The organism is Exiguobacterium sp. SH3S1, from assembly GCF_004337105.1.
Classification (GTDB): domain Bacteria; phylum Bacillota; class Bacilli; order Exiguobacteriales; family Exiguobacteriaceae; genus Exiguobacterium; species Exiguobacterium aurantiacum_A.
In genome coordinates this window covers 15,080-32,940 of sequence record NZ_SJUW01000015.1, presented here as the reverse complement: position 1 = coordinate 32,940, position 17,861 = coordinate 15,080, and the positions used below count along the sequence as shown (strand labels likewise).

Below are 17,861 nucleotides of genomic sequence, written 5' to 3'. Positions count from 1 at the left end.
ACTGATGAAAAAGTTCAAATTAGGAATCGGTCTATCGCTATTCGTTTTGGCCGCAGGATGCGCCCGGGACCAAGAAGTAGTCCGATATGATGTTGTCGAGGCCCATTGGACGGCAGAGCACATCACACTCGACCTTGAAGTGCAGGCAATCAAGGCCAAGGACATGTTGACCTATTGTGAACAAGGCGAGTTACTCAACGACATCGAGGAGGACCATCTATCCTTGCTTGGCGTGACGTTTGCAAGCCGAATGCCGTTCACTGAGCCCGATACTGAAACATACGCCTTCAATGAGACATCGTTCGTCGAAGGTGATGCCGTTTACGCGCTGTGTAAGTCGGACCACGTTGAGGGATATCGGGCGGTCAAGCTGGAGGAAAGACCGGAGTTTTTGAAAGACGAGACCGCACGCGAGATCTCGTTGCTACCTAGCGTAGTAAGCGGGACAGAAGAAATTCGGGAAAGGTTATCACGGGAAGAAGCGATTCATTCTTACAGGCAAGACCTCACCATTCGACCGTTCATGAACAGTCTTTATACGATCTCGCCCGGTTTCAACGGGTCCATCGAGTTTGGAATCGGGGACGACGGGGTCTTCACACCGTATTTAGATTTTGCTCCTTACGTGGTCAGGGAGGACACTCATGTTGCGTTAGGATATGGCACGAAGACGAAGACGCCATACATGTTAATGTCGAGTGACGGGATTCACTATGGCCAGCATTCGTTGAACGATGGCGAATTACTGGTCGGAGTCGACAACTTAAATGTCCGGACGCTTCTTGAAGGCGGTACGCTCGAACCGCTCGAACCGTTTCCGTTATACGAATTAACCTACGAGTCAAACGGTCAAAAGATGACGAAGACGATCTCGATTCGATTCAAACCGAATCCATTCATCACGGAGCCGACCGATACCGATGCCGTCTCGATCGGTTATGTCCATAAATACCCGTACCATCCCAGTGTCCCGTTTTACTATCCGGACGCAGTCAGCATCGAGGGGCAAGGCTATGAACGATTGACCGAGGCGCTCGAGACGGGGACACCTTCGACCAAAAGTGGGGAAGCAGGCGAGTACATGTATTTGACGCTGCTGAAAGGAAATCGTGGTCAACAGTTCGAGTTGAGTTACCACAAACGTTCGCAGAAAGTTGATGTCTTCGTGAAAGATATGAACACGGACGAACAGTTCAAGTTGTCGAGTGAAGGTGCGAAAATATTCCATGAACTTTTTCCCAGTGCCGTGGAGTAAGCAGAACGTTTGGTTTGATGAGACTTCGGCTGCAGCGACGATTGGCGGTGTCGATGAATCCGCCAATCGCGCGCAACTGACCGAAGGGTCGACAACTACGTAGAAGCAAATCTTTTTACAAGATTAGCACCGTCAGTTTCACGAAAAGGTCGAATGGGACTCCTGTAAACGAGGAGTTCTTTTTTTGCGATTCATTGTCTGATGACCTGTGATGAAGTTGGTAAATACTTCAAACTCAAGATATTGACTTACTGTTAAAAACGGCGCTAGTCAGGACTTTTATCACAAGTTACACTTGAATTCGATTGTACTAACAAAGGAAAAATGTCCTGAAATAACTCAAATTATAAAGGTGGGAATTATCGGAATGATTGAAACGAGAGATGTCAGCCTATCGTCACCAGACGTGCTTCGCGCCATCGAAGCGAACATGGCGATGATTCGATTTGACCGCCAGCGCCGTGTCGTCGATGTGAACGACGCCTTCGCCAAGGCGATGAAATACAAACGCGATGAGATGGTCGGGATGCAGCACCATCTGTTCTGTACGCCGAACTTCGTCAACAGTACGGACTATCAAGCGTTTTGGAACAAGTTGTTCGACGGGTTCAGCTCGGCCGACAAGATCGAACGCATCGACGCCCGGGGCGACTCGATTTGGCTCGAGGCGACGTATATGCCAATCTATGAGGGGGATGACGTCATCGGTGTCGTCAAGATCGCCTCGGACATCACCGAGCGGCAACAGACGATCGAACGATACGCCCGCACGTTCCGTGACATGGCCGAGAATCTTGATGACCGGGCCCGCCGTGGCATGGAGGAGAGCCTACATTTGAAGCGGACGATTGAGCGGCTCGAGTCGGACGCATCGGTAAACTTGAAGACGCTCGGCAACCTTCAAGACCAAGCGGCAGAGATCACGAAAATCGCCAGTACGATCAAAGAGATCGCGGCCCAGACGAACCTGTTGTCACTGAACGCCGCCATCGAGGCGGCACGGGCAGGTGAACACGGCCTCGGCTTCAACGTCGTCGCGACCGAGGTCCGTAACTTGTCTCGTCTCGTCGAGCGCGCCGTCATCGAGGTCCGGGCCAACACCGAGGGGATGAACAAAGAGCTCGCCTCGATTGTCGACGGCGTCTCACGATCGAACGAAGACATTCATGCGAGTGTCAACATCATGGAAGCGACGCTCGAACGCTTCGGGAAGATCGAGCAGTCGGCCCAGTCATTGAACGGGACGGCCGAACAGTTCACTTCGGCGATCTGACGAAAAAACCAATTGAAGGAACCGCCACCGTCGTCGGTGGCGAGTCCACTCAATTGGTTTTTTTGACGATGAGCGTATGACCGTGTTGTCTCAACCACGCCATCACCCCATCGACGTCCGGATAAACAGAGGATAAAGTCGACCAAAACGATTTGGAGTGGTCGAAATGGACGAGATGTGTCCATTCGTGGGCGATGACATAATCCATCACTTCGATCGGCGCGAGCATGAGCCGGACGTTGATCGAGATCGTCCCGCGCGAGCTGCACGAGCCCCAGCGCGTCTTTTGATGGCCGATGCGGACTTTCGCAGCGCTCACCCCGAGCAGACGTTCATAGTAAGGTGCTCGCTTGGTGACATAAGTGAGCGCCTCGTCGCGGAGCCACGCCTCGTATGCGGCCCCTATCCTGGACTCGTCCCACCGGTCCGGGCACCGGAAAGCTGTCCCGTCGTAGTCGAAGGCGTCAACGGCGTTCGTGCGCACGAGCGGCACGGTCTCACCTCGATAACGGAGCCGGTCGTTCGGCAACGACGGGGTTTTAGGTAATGCCGCGAGCCGGTCGTTTATCCAGTCCGCATGCTGTTTTAAGATCGTCTCAACGACCCGGTTCGGCAACCGGGCCGGGATGCGGAGCTCGATTCCTTCGTTTGTTATGTAGAAAGCCGCTTTTTTTCGCCGTTTATGGCGGATGATACTTACGCTCATCGTTGTCACCTCCAAACACTGTTCTCGGTCGATTATAGCCGACGTCTCGAAAATCCGCCACGCTTTTGACGACCAGTGGCTTCAATTTTTGTTACAGTAGGGACAGGAGGGATCACTATGAAATCAATCTTACATCAACCGCTTGACCGGGTCGGCACCGACTCGGTGAAATGGGACGGCCTCGAGCGCTGGTTCCATGTGAAGTCTGACGTACTGCCGCTCTGGGTGGCCGATATCGATATCCGCACGGCACCTTCGATCTCGGAAGCGCTTGCGGCGCGTGCGGCGACAGGAGAGTTCGGCTATACGATGTTCGCGAAAGAAGCCCAGGAAGCCGTCAGCTCTTGGTACGGGCGGAGACACGGACTCGTCGTCACCCCCGAACATGTATTGTTCTCGAGCGGGGTCGTGCCCGGACTGACCCACATCGTCGAGGCGTTGACGAAGGAAGGGGACGGGATCGTCATCCAATCCCCGGTCTATCCACCATTCCATGAACTCGTGACCGGGTTGAAACGCGTTGTGCGTGACGCCCCGCTCAAACAAGTCGATGGCAAGTATGAGATGGATTTTGACGCCCTCGAACACGCAATGCGACAGGCGAAACTGTTTTTGCTCTGTTCACCGCATAATCCGGTCGGTCGCGTCTGGACAGAGTCCGAGCTCGCGCGCGTCGTCGAGTTGGCGAGAACGTACGACGTCATCATCGTCGCAGACGAGATCCATGCCGATCTGACGTATCCGTCGCAGCACCATACGGCGATCAACCGACTCGACGACCGGGGCATCACGGTGAGCGCCCCGTCGAAGGCGTTCAACATCGCCGGTTTGTTCGCGTCGTACATCATCTGTCCGGATGACGCCTGGCGCAAACGGATCATCCAAGTCCAAAACAAACACCACGTCCTACCGACACCGTTCGCCAATACGGCCATCATCGCCGCCTACACAGACGTCCGGGCGGAACGATGGCTCGACCAGCTGACGGCCGAGCTCGAGGAACAAGCCACCTATGTCGTCGAGCGCCTGAATGCCGAGTTACCCCGGCTGACGTGCTTCATGCCGGAGGCGAGTTACTTGTTATGGATCGATTTCGCCGCGCTCGGCCTTGAGCCCGAAGCTCGGAAGAAATGGCTCCACGAGGAAGTGCGGGTCTTCTTGTCACCGGGTGTTCCGTTCGGGGCATCGGCGTCGACGTTCGAGCGTCTCAATTTCGGTACATCCCGGACGATCGTTGACGAGGCGCTCGGACGGATCAAGACCCATTCCGACGGAAAAGCGTTTGTATGAAACGAGAAACGGGAAAAATTTCAGAACGAGTCAGTCAAGATGACGTGGCGACAGAAAGCGAGTGAGGCAGATGGAGACGATCAATTGGAAGAAGAAGATGGAGGAGCAGCTGAGGCGTAGCGGGTTTACGCTAGAGGTTGAGAATATGGCCAACATCGGAATGACGGAGATCCACGCGTCCTCGTCGCCGTTGATCTCTTATCCGCTCCGCATCCGGCTGTATGTGCGCATGGGCTGGCTCATGTGTACCGTCGATGCGACGACGGTCGACCGGAGCGAGGACCACCCGTTGTTCGAGCGGATGATCGCAGCGGTGTTTGAACGGATCGTCCGGCATCTCTACCACGCCTACGATCTCCACATCTTGACCTATATCGGGAACACCGGCAACTATATCGCCCCGAAAGACTCGGATACGGGGGAGATCGTCCGATTGCTCGCCCAAATCTGGAACGACCGCTCGTACTTGCATCTCGAGACGTATGAGGAGTTCCCGGCGCTATACGCGACACCGCCTTGGGCGCATCAGGCGTACGCCATCGAGAGCACGGACGACGAGTGGATCATCTACGCGGGGCGCAGCGGCCGTCAAGCGACCGACTACCGGGCCGACGGGGTCGAACTGCGCCCCCACCGTCTCGCCGAAGGGGACCTGTTCTTCCCGGTCGACCGGATCTCGAAACAGCACGGACCGTTGGCGCTCGCCGAATGGCTCCGGCTCGAGCGCAGGGAAGTCGAAGACTTCATGCTCGCGTTCATGCGAACGATCCGGAAGTTCGACCCGTCGTTCGGGTTCGCCTGGGGCGGGACGGACACGTTCTTCCACGGCGTACCGGTCGAACCGTACGCCCAAGTGCTTCGGCTCGAGAGCGGGAAGCGCCGTTACCGGGTCATGAACAACTCGGCGAAGCGGCTGTTCGCAGTCGCCGACGACCCGGTCGTTTGTCTGAAAGAAGTCGAGCAGACGTTGCGCACGGTCCGGTTGCCCGAGAACCGGGTCTCGGCCCTCGGACAGCTCGTCATGGGAGTGTGGCAGCAGTTCGAGTCCGATGAGTCGACCTATATTCAAGAAGTCGCTTATCGCGGCATATCCAAGTTTCAAATCGAAGAGAAGATCGGCCACGCGCTTGCGAACCAGCAACGGATCCGCTGGGTCGAGAAGGCAGACTCTCACCAGTCGATCATCGAGTACGCCCATCTTCGGATCTCGTTCCCGAAACGTCCTCCCGGTATCGTCACCGTCGAACCGATCGAATCCACTTATGAAAGAGGTGCTCTATGAGAATCGTCGATGCACGCGCCATGTCAATCAGCCACGAAGACTTGATCGCCGTCACCGAGTCGTCCGTGTACTACCGTGAGAAGACGGGGGAGACGAGCTTTTCCATCTTTCGGTACGATGAAGCGGATGGCACCATCACGCAAATCAATCGCCGCGTCTTCGAAGACTATGGCATATCAAAACTGTTCATCAGCGCCGACCGTGTCTACTTTTTGAACGAGACCCCGGACCGGACCGGGGTCGTGAGCACGGAACTGATCGCGTTCGACTATCGTACAGGTGATGAAGAAGTGCTGACGACGTTCGAGAAACGGGGCAACAGCACGTTATATTGGGTGCTCGCCGACCGTTATTTCCTCTTTTTGACGAGTTTCGAGGCGACGGACGAGGCGTGGCTGTTCGACGCCGAGACGTCCCGCGAAGAACGTATCCGTGACGAGCGGCTCGTCGGCCATGCCGGGCGCTTCCGTGAACTGTATTTGTTCACGACAGAGCTCGAAGGTGTGTCTTACATCGTATGTAACGCACGGTTGGACGAGTTTGATTACTATGACGCGCTCGAATCGGGACGCATCTCACCCGATGACCCGATCGACCATTCCGAAGCGATTCTCATCTGTCCGCTCGACGAGGCGGTCGAGGCCGTTTGGTCGAAAGCGGACGAAATCCCGTTCGATGATTTGATCCGGTTGCAAGGGGAGGGGGACACGGTCCAGTATCTCGGGGAGCGTGACAAAAAACTCCGGTTTGCGGCGTTCATCGACGCAGCCAATGAGGAGACGGTGTACGAACTGGCGGCACCGGACGTCCTGCACGAGCTCGCCGTCGTCGACTGGGGTGCCTATGAACCAATCGATTTCACGTATGACGACGTCAGTTCGACCATCTTCATCAAGGTCGAAGAATCGAGGGAGCATACGGAGTTGATCGATGCGACGACCGGGGCGAGATTTTTGGACACGGCACCGTTCGAACGGGTGCTCGACGCGAACTACTTCATCCACGAATCGGCCGATGGGCGCAACGGCGGGGTCAGCATCTTCAACTTGGAGGCGAACGAGCGACAGGCGTTCGAAGACGCTTATTATACGGTACTCGACGAGACGATCGTCATCTTGTCGACGAAACAACTGTAAAAGCACGGCCCTCTACGAATCGAGGGCCGTGCTTTTACAGTATGGTTTACATAACATATTATCGTAAACCGGATAGCGCTTGTTTTTTCTTCTCGTCACCGATATGGGCATAGACTTGCGTCGTCGCCACCGACTCGTGACCGAGCAGTTGTTGGATCGTCAAGACGTCGACCCCGCTCATCGCCAACCGGGAAGCGAACGTGTGGCGAAGTTTGTGGGGCGTGACCTGCTTGTGGGTCAAGAACGGGAGGTACGGTTTCAACCGGTCGATATGTCCTTTGAGCAGGTGTTGCACCGTCCTGACCGAGATGCGTCTTCCTTTCTCGGAACGGAACAGCGGCCCGGTCCCGTCTTGACGATGGTCAAGCAGCAACGGCTCGAGCGGGGAGGCGAGCGGGATGACCCGCTCTTTGTTCCCCTTCCCGATGACACGGATCGTCCCGGTCGCGAGGTCGATGTCGCTCCAGTCGAGCCCGACGAGTTCGGAGACGCGCATCCCGGTCAGTCCGAGCAGCTGGATGATCAGAAAATCACGGTCGCGGTTCCGTTCGTACCAGCTCGCCTCGCGGTCGGACATGCCGACGTTGCTGCGGACGAGCGTCGAGAAGTCGAGCCACTCATGTTCCGTCAAATAGACCGGGTTCCGTTTGGCGCGCTTTGGACGCTCGACCGCTTGGAATGGGTTGTGTGACGCGATCCCGGACTCGATCAAGAAGTTGAACAACGACTGCATCGTCGACAACTTTCGGTTGATGACGCTCGGGGCGTTGTCGAGCTCGAGCGCGAGATAGGACGCGTAGGCATCCGCGCCCGCATAATCGAGTTCGACGAACGAGGCGAGGTCGACCGTGGTTGGGTCGACCTCGGATGCGCTCGCGGCCTCGACCCACCGGAAGAAGTCGAAGAAATCGTATAAGTACCGCTGGGCGGTCTGTTCTGAATAGTGTTTCGCGGCCAAATGGTTCAAGAAACGTTGGATGAAGCCGGGCATGCGCTCGTATCCGTTCAGCTTGAAACGCTGCGTCGTGACACGTGCCGGCGCTTGCCCGAGCTGGCGGAATATACTCAAAAAATCTCTCCTTTTGTTAACTGATCGATGTGACGATCCGGTCCTTGCCGGCCTGTTTCCCGGCCCGGAGGCGGTCGTCTGCTTCTTTGACGAGTGTGTCGACGGCCTCTAATCCGTCGCGGCACGAGACGCCGAACGTCATCGTGACGCTGAGGCGACGCCCGTCATAGATCGTCTCGGTCGTCTTGATCCGTTCCCGGAGGCAGTCGAGCGTCTGTGCGACCTCATCTGCTGTCTGATTGCTCAAAAACAGCAAGAACTCTTCTCCGCCCCAACGGACACAGATCCCGTCGGTCCGCTCGAGGGCGGCGGCGACTTGTTTGAGGACGAGGTCGCCACAATCATGGCCGTGGCGCTCGTTGAACGCTTTGAAGTGGTCAATATCGGCGAGTGCGACGGCATATGGGCGGCCGTCTGCGACGGCTTCCATGACGGCTTGCTCGATTCGTTGATAGCCGGTCATCCGGTTATATAGCCCGGTCAATCCGTCCCGTGAAGCGAGGACGTTCAATCGTTCGTTCGACCGTTCTAACTCGGTCGTCACCTCGACGACCGAGTTCTCGAACACGAACGTCAGCCCGGCGATGAGTGCGATCGTCGACAGCAGACAAGTCAGCCCGATCACTTGCTCGATCATGGGGGCGAGCGGCTGTGTCCCGACCGTGACGTTCAAGTAGAGGAAGCTGTAGATCGCCATCGCGAGTCCGGTCGACATGATACGGACCAAGCGACTGACGTTCGGCATGAAGAACACCCCGTACGCCACCATGATGATAAAGTAATGGACGTTCGCGCCCCACCCGAGGACGATCGTCGAGATGATGGCGTTATAGACGACTTCGACGAACAGTCCGGTAAAGAATATCCGGTAGTACCGTTTATGTACGAAATAGAATGAGAGCGTGTAATAAAGAACGCTGAACACGTTCGACCAGGCGAGCACCATGACGTCGAGCCGCCAAAATGTGATCAGGAACACGACATGGATGAGCCATGCGAGCGCGTTCCCGTAAAAAGTGATGCGGTAATTATACAGTGTACCGCGACGTTCCTCATAGGCAGTCCCCACGTGAACACCTCCTCGTTCCAGTATACCGAAACGGTAAGGATTTGCCTACGCCTGTTCATGAATCAAGTCAATCCACTCTCTGTAAACGTTGATTTCAGGACGTTATAATTGCGTGAAATAGATATTTCACGCAAGGTTTATAGAAGCGTCGTTTGATTCGTTAAAACAGACATGGTGGCATCGTTCGATTTAAAAGCGAATCAACAGGGTGACAATATATTATTATGTAAACCACTATGAGGGATATAAACTTTTGTTTCGACAGCCGTTCATCCGTTAAGCGAAAATAAAGCTTGAAACGGGGAACGAGGTAACGTTACACTGAGAACGTAAACAAAAGGGGGATTTCAGGATGGACGACCAACGTTTGAAACAACATCTCGCTGAAGCGAAGACGATCGCTGTCGTCGGTGTGTCATCGAACCCGAACAAGACCGCCAACCAGATTGCGGAGTATTTGCTCCTGCAAGGGTATACGGTCATCCCTGTCAATCCGACGCTCGAGACGTGGAACGGCCGCAAGGTGTATCCGACGGTCGAGAGCATCCCGGGACGAATCGATATCGTCGACGTGTTTCGCCGGAACGAATATTTGGCCGGCGTTGCCGAGGACGCGGTCCGTCATGGGGATGTCGGACTCGTCTTTAACCAGCTCGGTCTGTCGAGCAAGGACGCCGAACGAATCGTTCATGCTGCCGGACTTGACTACATCGAGAACCGGTGTATTTACGTCGAGCACGCTCGACTCCTCGGCTGAGACCTGCCCCTGCGGCAGGTCTACTTTTTTTCACGCGTCGACGACGCGGGGAGGAAGGCTTGCCAGAATCCCGAAACAGCTATACAATTAGGTATGAAAAACGAACATGTGTTCGAAGATGAGGTGACTGACATGTCAACAAAACTATTTAATTATAATGAAGACGCCATCCAAGTGCTTGAAGGGCTCGCTGCCGTTCGGAAACGACCAGGGATGTATATCGGCTCGACCGACCATCGCGGGCTGCACCATCTCGTCTACGAGATCGTCGACAACGCGATCGACGAGGCGCTCGGCGGTTTCGGTGACCAGATCGATGTGACGATCCATAAAGACGATGCCATCACGGTCCGTGACCACGGACGTGGTATGCCGACCGGGATGCACGCCTCGGGAAAACCGACGCCGGAGGTCATCTTCACGGTCCTCCATGCCGGCGGAAAGTTCGGCCAAGGCGGCTACAAGACGTCAGGCGGACTGCACGGGGTCGGCGCCTCGGTCGTCAACGCGCTCTCGAGCAAGCTGCTCGTCACGATCTATCGCGACGGCAAGGTGTTCGAGCAGACGTTCGCTGACGGCGGTGTGCCACAGACGACGCTCCTCGAGACGGGGAAAGCCCGCCAGACCGGGACGAGCGTCTACTTCAAGCCGGACACAAGCATCTTCTCGACGACGACGTATAACTACGACACGCTCGCCGAACGGCTCCGAGAGTCGGCTTTCCTATTGAAAGGGTTGACGATCACGTTGACCGACGAACGCTCGGACAAGCAAGAGACGTTCCATTACGAGAACGGGATCGCCGAGTTCGTCCACTATTTGAATGACGACAAGGCGACGCTCCACCCGACCGTCTACTTCGAAGGGACCGAGAACGACATCGAGCTCGAACTCGCCTTCCAGTTCACGGACGCCTACTCGGAGAACGTGTTGTCGTTCGTCAACAACGTCCGCACCCGGGACGGCGGGACGCATGAAGTCGGCGCCAAGACGGCGATGACCCGGATCATGAACGAGTACGCCCGCAAAAACGGCTTGTTGAAAGAAAAAGACAAGAACCTCGACGGCGGCGACGTCCGTGAAGGGTTGACGCTCATCGTCTCGGTCCGGATCCCGGAGGAGTTCCTCCAGTTCGAGGGACAGACGAAGTCGAAACTCGGCTCGCCTGAAGCCCGTGCCAGCGCAGACGCCGTCATGGCCAAGCAGCTGACGATCTTCCTCGAGGAGAACCCGCAGATGGCGACGATGCTCATCAAGAAAGCGATCCGCGCGGCCCAGGCCCGTGAAGCGGCCCGGAAAGCGCGTGAAGAGGCGCGTAACGGCAAGAAAAAGAAACGTTCGAGCATCTTGAACGGGAAACTGACGCCGGCGACATCAAAAAACGCCGCCAAGAACGAGCTGTTCCTCGTCGAGGGGGACTCGGCCGGCGGTTCGGCCAAGCAAGGCCGTGACCGGACGATCCAGGCGATCTTGCCGCTCCGCGGGAAGGTCATCAACTCGGAGAAGTCGAAACTCAATGACATCATGAAAAATGAGGAGATCAACACGATCATCCACGCGATCGGCGCCGGGGTCGGACACGATTTCGATCTCAGTGACTGCAACTTCGACAAAGTCATCATCATGACCGATGCCGATACGGACGGGGCCCACATCCAAGTGCTCTTGTTGACGTTCTTCTTCCGCTACATGCGACCACTCGTCGAGGCGGGCAAAGTGTTCGTCGCCTTGCCGCCGCTCTATCGCATCTCGAAAGGGAAAGGCAAGTCGGAGCAGTTCGAATACGCCTGGGACGAGGAAGCGCTCGAGAAACTCGTCAAAGTGTACAAAAAAGGCTATATCATCCAGCGCTACAAAGGTCTCGGTGAGATGAACGCCGATCAACTGTGGGAGACGACGATGAACCCGGACACACGGACACTCATCCGCGTGACGATCGATGACGCTGCCGTCGCCGACAAGCGCGTCTCGGTGCTCATGGGGGACAACGTTGCCCACCGCCGCGAATGGATCGAGGAGAACGTCGCCTTCGGGCTCCAAGAAGATGATTCGATCATCGCCAATGAACATGTGACTAAAGCGATTGAGGAAGTGATGTAACGATGTCGACGATTCAACACATTTTAAACTTGTCGCTCGAACAGGTCGTCGGAGACCGTTTCGGGCGTTACTCGAAATATATCATTCAAGACCGGGCGCTCCCGGACGCGCGCGACGGGCTCAAGCCCGTTCAGCGCCGGATCTTGTATGCGATGCACCATGAAGGCAACACGAACGACAAGGCGTACCGGAAATCGGCCAAGACGGTCGGGAACGTCATCGGGAACTACCACCCGCACGGTGACTCTTCTGTCTATGAGGCGATGGTGCGCCTGTCGCAAGACTGGAAGCTCCGCTACCCGCTCATCGACATGCACGGGAACAACGGCTCGATGGACGGCGACTCGGCTGCCGCGATGCGGTATACCGAGGCCCGGCTGTCGAAGATCGCCGGTGTCATGCTGACGTCGATCGCCAAGAACACGGTCGACTACACGCCGAACTTTGACGATTCGACCGAGGAACCGCTCGTCTTGCCGTCACTCCTACCGAACCTGCTCATGAACGGGACGACCGGGATCTCGGCGGGGTATGCGACCGAGATCCCACCGCACAACTTGACCGAAGTGCTCAATCTCGCCATCGCCCGACTCGCCGGCGAAGTCGAGACGCCGAATGACGCCTTCCGTTACATGCAAGGTCCCGACTTCCCGTCCGGTGGCACGGTCATGGGCAAAGACGGCATCTTGAAAGCGTTCGAGACCGGTAAAGGCAAGATCATCATCCGTGCCAAATCAGTCATCGAGCCGCTCAAGGGCGGCCGTGAACAGATCACGATCACCGAGCTCCCGTATGAAGTGAACAAGGCCAACCTCGTCAAGAAGATGGAAGAGCTCCGTCTCGACAAGAAAGTCGAAGGCGTCGCCGAAGTCCGTGACGAGACCGACCGGACCGGGGTCCGCGTCGTCATCGAATTGAAGAAAGAAGCGGATGCGGAAGGTGTGCTCCACTTCTTCTTGAAGCATACCGACCTGCAGCTCGCCTATAACTACAACATGGTCGCGATCGTGCAGCGGACACCGAAACAGCTCGGTCTGTTACCGATCATCGATGCGTATTTGAAACATGTCGAGGAAGTCGTCACCCGCCGGACGACGTTCGAGCTCGAACAGGCGAAGAAACGCGCCGAGATCGTCGACGCGCTCGAACAAGCCATCTCAGTGCTTGACGAGACGCTCGAACTGATCCGTTCGGCCAAGGACAAGTCCGAGGCGAAGCAGAAGCTCATGGATCGCTTCTCGTTCACGGACCGTCAAGCCGAAGCGGTCGTCATGCTTCAATTGTATCGTTTGACGAACACAGACATCGTCGAGCTCCAAAAAGAAGCGAAAGTGTTGCAAAAAGAGATCGCGCGTCTCGCCAACATCTTGAACGTCGACGCGACGAAGCGGAAACTCATCTCAAAAGAGTTGACGGCGCTCCGCGACGAGTTCGGTGATGAGCGGCGTTCGGTCATCGAGGCCGAAGTCGAAGAATTGAAACTGAAGACCGAGGTCATGATCGCCGTCGAAGAGACGATGGTGTTCGTCAGCCGTGACGGCTACGTGAAACGTTCGTCGATGCGCTCATACGGCGCCTCGAGCGAGGATATGCCGGAGATGAAACAAAAAGACCGGCCCGTCCTCCTCACCCAGGCGATGACGACCGACCACTTGCTCGTCTGGACGAACAAAGGCAGCTATCTGCTCATCCCGGTCCACCAGATCCCGGAGACGAAATGGAAAGACGCGGGCCAACACGTGGCCAACCTCGTGCCGATCGAAGGCGAGCAAGTCGTCTCGGCCGACGTCGTCTCGACGTTCGAGACGGACGCACACTGCCTGTTCGTCACGAAAGACGGCATGGTCAAACGGACGCCGCTCCGTGACTATGACGCCCAGCGCAAGTCGAAGGCGCTCATGGCGCTGAAACTGAAAGGGGACGACGAGGTCGTCTTCGCCGGCATCAGTGACGGTCCAGGCCAACTCTTCCTCGTCTCTGAGCGTGGATACGGGCTTTGGTTCAAAGAAGACGACGTCCCGGTCGTCGGACAGCGTGCCGCCGGTGTCAAAGCGATGAACTTGAAAGACGGTGACGTCGTCGCCGACGCGTTCGCCTTCTTCACACCGCCGCTGTTCGTCCTCGTGACGCAACGCGGAGCGGTCAAGAAGATGAAACTCGAGGACCAGTTCGACTGCACGAACCGCAACCTGCGTGGCACGATGCTCATCCGTGAGGTCAAATCAAAACCGCACCAGATCCGCCGCGTGCTGCCGGTGCATGGGGATGAGACGATCCACATCGTCGGCAAAGAGACCGCGAAGACGGTCAACGCGAAACAACTGACACTGCTCGACCGCTACGCCAACGGCTCGTTCGTCTTCGACGAGGAGACGTTCGGTGACATCGAGGACGTCTATCTCGATTGATTCAGCAAAAGCCTGCACACATGACATATACTGTCGCGTGTGCAGGCTTTTTTTGTCTCTATTCGTCTTTGTCAGTCATGGAACGCTCTAAGATACCGTTCCAATTCCGCCTGTTGAAGCAAATGGTGTCTGGTGTGCATCTCGATGAGCTTGTACCACTCTTGCGCGTTCAACCAGCCGAAGCCGCCATGTAGCGCTTTACAGTTCGGATCGGCCGCGTGAATCATCGGCTCACACTTCTCCAACCGTGTGATGAGGTCGTCAAGACGGCGTTTCAAAGCTTCACGGCTATCGGTATTGTCGGGCGGGGCGTTCATTTCGTCCGATAGTTTGATTTTAATAGGGGGGAATCCACCGTCGCTAAACAACATCTCCCCAAACTCGGTCTTCCCGAGCGGTTGGTGCTCAGCATTCGTCAGACACGCTTCCATCTCGTCTAGATACTCATGGGCGACGATGATGATATGGTCATACATCTGCCCGATCGACCAAACATCCGTCTTCTCCTTATAGCGGAGTTGATTAGATGAGTATTGGTCGAGGTCTTGCTTGAATCGGGACAATAGTTCGATAGCGGTCATATGCCTCCTCCTTCTACTGCTACGGATGTTTCCGTCGAGTATACCATGAGCCGGGTGTCGTAAACTCCAGACTGGCGCGACAAATACTTTCTTGCGGGAGCGGGTATTATGAAAAGGAACAATCAAGCCCGATGGCGAATGGGATAAGCAGGACAAACGATGGAGGGATTTCTATGTCAGACTGGCTCACTTGGGCCAAACGGCTACAAGCACTGTCGCAAGCGGGCTTGACGTTCACGAAGGACGAGTTCGACCGCGAGCGTTATCTCGAGCTCCAGGAGATTGCGACCGATATGTTCGAACGACAGTCGAACCTCGCCTTGCATGAGATCACTGAACTGACGCACGTCAACGGCTACCCGACACCGAAGCTCGACGTACGCGGTGTCGTCTTCCGAGACGACGAGTTGCTGCTCGTGCGTGAGCGGTCGGACGGGCTGTGGACGCTGCCAGGCGGCTTCTGTGAGGTCGGGCTGTCACCGTCAGACAATATCATCAAGGAAATCGGGGAAGAGGCAGGCTTTGATGTCGCCCCGATGCGCCTCGTCGCCTTGTTCGATATGCACCGTCACCCGCACCCGCCGTTGTCACAACATTATTATAAACTGTTCATCGAGTGTGAGCTGATCGGCGGGGAAGCTCAAGTCAGCCATGAGACGAGCGAGATCGGCTTCTTCTCGCGTGACGCCTTGCCGCCGTTGTCGCTCGCCCGCAACACGCTCGAACAGCTCCATATGTGCTTTGACGCCCGGTGGCAGGACGATTGGGTCACACTGTTCGACTAGGAAAGGGGAGGTCTTATGAAAGTCACACGGATTGAAGATGTCCACCAGCTGACGTTCTATTCACCCGTCTTGCCGATCAACGTCCAATTGATCGAGAAAGAGCTCGGCCTCGTCTTGATCGATACCGGGTTGAAGCAGAACGCCGCTGACATTTTAACGTATATCGAGGCACAAGACCGCCCCCTCCTCGCGATTTTGCTCACCCACGCCCACGGGGACCACGTCGGTGGGGTCGATACGATCCTGAAGGCGCATCCACACGCCGAGCTTTACGTCTCACGCCGTGACGCCCGCTTGTTAGCAGGGGACCGAACGACGGACTCAGGTGAGCGGCCACTCAACATAAGAGGCTCGTTGCCGCCGATCCGGTCGCTACCGGACAAGCTGCTCGACCCGGGTGAGCGGCTGTTCGGTCTTCGCGTCTATGCCGCCGCCGGCCACACCCCGGGCTCGATTGCTTATTTCGATGAACAGCATCGCCTGTTGTTCGCCGGTGACGCGTTCCAATCACATGGGGGAGTCGCAGTGGCAGGGGACACGCGTCCGTTGTTCCCGCTCCCGGGTCTGGCGACATGGGACAAGCGGGCCGCGGTCGACCATGCCGAGCGGTTGCTTGACTTGGCGCCGCGTCATACGTTCGTCGGCCACGGCAAAGCGCTTGAAGGCACACATCGGCTCTATTTGGCACTGAAACGAGCTAAGCGTAAGCAAGCCCGTCGCTTTTCACGATAATCTTTGGGGGTATGACAGATGGAGTTACGGGAGATTCGGACGACGGATTACCGGCAAGCCGAGCAAATGCTCGAGATTCAACGGAACGCCTATGCGGTCGAGGCCGAACTGATCGGATTTGACGAGATTCCGGCCCGATATGAGACGGTCGAGGTCATTCAAAACTTGCCGGGTCTGAGCTACGGCTTATACAACGAGGAGCGGATGATCGGGTTTGTGACGATCGAGGCGGCCGAGAACACGGTCGAGATCACGAAGCTGTGCATCGATCCGACATACTTCAGGGCGCGGCTCGCGACGACGTTGTTAGAACACGTGCTCAGTCTACACGAGGACAAACTTGTCTACGTGCATACCGGCAAACATAACGGTCCGGCCAAACGATTGTATTCGAAGCTTGGCTTCGAGCCGAGCGCCGAGTTCGAACCGGAACCAGGTGTCACATTGATCCGGTTTACGCGAATTTGATCCCGATCTCATAATTTCAGATTCTGTCTCACTACTTTAAGTATACTAAAGGATTGAGACAGAGTTTTATTTTTACTGATAATATATGTTATGTAAACTAATAAAATTTGAATCGATTCCTCGGTAGTTTTCAGGACTCACCTGCTTCCCACGTCCACGTGATCAGTTATGTCGGCAGGTCGTGCTTCCCTTAGCCACCGATTCGTTTTGTTGTTCCTCGCTCAGACGTTGGCACAGCTTGATTCCGTTCAAATTTTATAAAATGCCTCCTCTTTTCAGCCAGTCATAGATCGGTTTCTGGACATCCTCAAGCGCAATAGGAATGTTCGTCTTGGGATCCCATTTTGTCGTTATCGAAATACTGCCCATCACTTTTCCATCTTTCTTCTCAATCCTTTTTGTAATTGAGTCGATAACCTGTTGGGGAACTTTTTCATCACCTTTAGTTATGAACAGCCAAACTTTCTTGTTTTTGAAAGAAGTCTTTTTTAAGTAACTATTAATTGCCGGGGGCGTCTTTCCTGCCCAGACTGGGGTTCCTAGGAATAGATGCTCATATTCTTTTAATGCAAAGTCCATTGGCATGATAACGCCTCCTAGACCAAAAAACGCTCCCATTGCTGCACTGGCGATGTTACCGAGTTTTGGCTTCTTTTTATCTTCGATTCTTTGAATGTCAAATTTTGTAATCCTTTGAATTTCTTTCGCGACTACTTCTGTACTGCCGATCCATGAGTAATATACAATCAAGCTACTATTCTTCATTATGTCACTCCTTCCATCGTTTTTAGCTTTCCCTCCTTCTATCTACAGAGGAAATACCCTGAAACGATGGCAAAGAACCTAACTGTCCTCGCCTGTTCTTGGACAGGCTAGCATAGGTCTTCCTCTCGGGAACTAGCACAGTCCTCTCATCTGATTTAAAAAGCTGTGGACTCATCTTGCCTCTT

At 55.5% G+C, this 17,861-nt stretch carries 16 protein-coding genes; 11 read left to right on the top strand and 5 right to left on the bottom strand.

Going from position 1 to position 17,861, the window contains the following annotated elements; genetic code table 11:
- The first annotated feature begins 4 nt into the window (after nt 1–4).
- Entirely contained in the window at nt 5–1,255 is a 1,251-nt protein-coding gene (locus EVJ26_RS13035) for a hypothetical protein (RefSeq protein WP_131470654.1), read from the top strand.
- 367 nt (nt 1,256–1,622) lie between these two features.
- Entirely contained in the window at nt 1,623–2,528 is a 906-nt protein-coding gene (locus tag EVJ26_RS13030) for a methyl-accepting chemotaxis protein (RefSeq protein WP_167615645.1), read from the top strand.
- Nucleotides 2,529–2,577: 49 nt separating this feature from the next.
- On the opposite strand, the gene EVJ26_RS13025 is transcribed toward EVJ26_RS13030, so the two are convergent.
- Nucleotides 2,578–3,234 (bottom strand): M48 family metallopeptidase, encoded by a 657-nt coding sequence (locus EVJ26_RS13025; RefSeq protein ID WP_131470653.1) that lies wholly within the window; start codon nt 3,232–3,234, stop codon nt 2,578–2,580.
- 117 nt (nt 3,235–3,351) lie between these two features.
- On the opposite strand from EVJ26_RS13025, the gene EVJ26_RS13020 reads away from it, so the two are divergent.
- The 3 genes from EVJ26_RS13020 to EVJ26_RS13010 all read left to right on the top strand — a co-directional run bounded on the left by EVJ26_RS13020 (nt 3,352) and on the right by EVJ26_RS13010 (nt 6,942).
- Nucleotides 3,352–4,524 carry a MalY/PatB family protein gene (locus EVJ26_RS13020; RefSeq protein WP_131470652.1) on the top strand — a complete coding sequence of 391 codons (1,173 nt, stop codon included), beginning with the start codon at nt 3,352–3,354 and terminating at the stop codon, nt 4,522–4,524.
- Between the two features lie 70 nt (nt 4,525–4,594).
- Nucleotides 4,595–5,806 (top strand): hypothetical protein, encoded by a 1,212-nt coding sequence (locus EVJ26_RS13015; protein WP_131458883.1) that lies wholly within the window; start codon nt 4,595–4,597, stop codon nt 5,804–5,806.
- Nucleotides 5,803–6,942, top strand: a complete 1,140-nt coding sequence (locus tag EVJ26_RS13010; protein WP_131458884.1) for a hypothetical protein — start codon at nt 5,803–5,805, stop codon at nt 6,940–6,942. Before EVJ26_RS13015 ends, EVJ26_RS13010 begins: the two co-directional genes overlap by 4 nt.
- Before the next feature lie 58 nt (nt 6,943–7,000).
- Here EVJ26_RS13010 and EVJ26_RS13005 read toward each other — a convergent pair whose 3' ends face one another.
- Nucleotides 7,001–8,011, bottom strand: a complete 1,011-nt coding sequence (locus EVJ26_RS13005; protein WP_070327241.1) for a tyrosine-type recombinase/integrase — start codon at nt 8,009–8,011, stop codon at nt 7,001–7,003.
- A 16-nt stretch (nt 8,012–8,027) separates the two neighbouring features.
- Complete coding sequence (locus EVJ26_RS13000) at nt 8,028–9,080, bottom strand: GGDEF domain-containing protein (RefSeq protein ID WP_131458886.1); 1,053 nt, start codon at nt 9,078–9,080, stop codon at nt 8,028–8,030.
- Nucleotides 9,081–9,432: 352 nt separating this feature from the next.
- Between EVJ26_RS13000 and EVJ26_RS12995 the strand changes: the two genes are divergently transcribed.
- From EVJ26_RS12995 to parC, 3 genes are all read left to right on the top strand, one after another.
- Nucleotides 9,433–9,837, top strand: a complete 405-nt coding sequence (locus EVJ26_RS12995) for a CoA-binding protein (RefSeq protein WP_016508698.1) — start codon at nt 9,433–9,435, stop codon at nt 9,835–9,837.
- A 132-nt stretch (nt 9,838–9,969) separates the two neighbouring features.
- Nucleotides 9,970–11,937 carry a DNA topoisomerase IV subunit B gene (parE, locus tag EVJ26_RS12990; protein ID WP_131458887.1) on the top strand — a complete coding sequence of 656 codons (1,968 nt, stop codon included), beginning with the start codon at nt 9,970–9,972 and terminating at the stop codon, nt 11,935–11,937.
- A 2-nt stretch (nt 11,938–11,939) separates the two neighbouring features.
- A complete protein-coding gene (parC, locus tag EVJ26_RS12985; RefSeq protein WP_131470650.1) occupies nt 11,940–14,345 on the top strand; it encodes a DNA topoisomerase IV subunit A in 2,406 nt (801 codons plus the stop codon).
- Between the two features lie 71 nt (nt 14,346–14,416).
- On the opposite strand, the gene EVJ26_RS12980 is transcribed toward parC, so the two are convergent.
- A complete protein-coding gene (locus EVJ26_RS12980) occupies nt 14,417–14,926 on the bottom strand; it encodes a DinB family protein (RefSeq protein ID WP_131470648.1) in 510 nt (169 codons plus the stop codon).
- 173 nt (nt 14,927–15,099) lie between these two features.
- Here EVJ26_RS12980 and EVJ26_RS12975 point away from each other — a divergent pair, with 173 nt between their 5' ends.
- The 3 genes from EVJ26_RS12975 to EVJ26_RS12965 are packed head-to-tail and all read left to right on the top strand — an operon-like array spanning nt 15,100 to nt 16,911.
- Nucleotides 15,100–15,711, top strand: a complete 612-nt coding sequence (locus EVJ26_RS12975) for an NUDIX hydrolase (protein WP_071397532.1) — start codon at nt 15,100–15,102, stop codon at nt 15,709–15,711.
- Between the two features lie 15 nt (nt 15,712–15,726).
- Nucleotides 15,727–16,443, top strand: a complete 717-nt coding sequence (locus EVJ26_RS12970; RefSeq protein ID WP_070327246.1) for an MBL fold metallo-hydrolase — start codon at nt 15,727–15,729, stop codon at nt 16,441–16,443.
- 18 nt (nt 16,444–16,461) lie between these two features.
- Entirely contained in the window at nt 16,462–16,911 is a 450-nt protein-coding gene (locus tag EVJ26_RS12965) for a GNAT family N-acetyltransferase (protein WP_016508735.1), read from the top strand.
- Nucleotides 16,912–17,166: 255 nt separating this feature from the next.
- On the opposite strand, the gene EVJ26_RS12960 is transcribed toward EVJ26_RS12965, so the two are convergent.
- On the bottom strand, nt 17,167–17,676 hold the full coding sequence (locus EVJ26_RS12960) for a flavodoxin family protein (protein WP_131470646.1): 510 nt from the start codon (nt 17,674–17,676) through the stop codon (nt 17,167–17,169).
- Nucleotides 17,677–17,861 lie beyond the last annotated feature (185 nt).